The sequence below is a fragment of the Polaromonas sp. P1_G2 genome (assembly GCF_056405515.1).
In genome coordinates, this window is record NZ_JBFUBY010001378.1 from 1 (window position 1) to 413 (window position 413).

1 protein-coding gene is annotated in these 413 nt (G+C 63.7%); it reads right to left on the reverse strand.

Annotated elements, in window-relative coordinates:
- Window positions 1-413 (reverse strand): LLM class flavin-dependent oxidoreductase (locus AC1D0P_RS30650; protein WP_477680175.1); only part of this gene is annotated, 413 nt, incomplete at both ends.

The window sequence follows — 413 nt, forward strand, 5'->3', positions numbered from 1 at the left end:
GAAGTGGACTTCGGCATGCTGTGCGGCGAGGTTCTTTCCCGCCTCCGACGATCCGGCCTGCACGATCACCGGATAGCCCTGCGGCGGCCGCGTGACGTTGAGCGGCCCGCGAACCCTGAAGTGCTTGCCCTTGTGATGGAGGAAGTGGACCTTGGCAGGATCGGCGAAGAGGCCTGATGCCTTGTCGAGCACGACCGCATCGTCCTCCCAGCTGTCCCACAATGCCTTGGCCACGTCGAGGAATTCGGCGGCGCGATCATAGCGCAGGGCATGGTCGATATTGGCGTCGCGGCCGTAGTTCATCGCTTCTTCTTCAAGCGCCGACGTCACCACGTTCCATGCCACCCGGCCGCGGCTGATATGGTCCATCGACGCGAACGTCCGGGCGGTGTTGAACGGCTCGGTATAGGAGG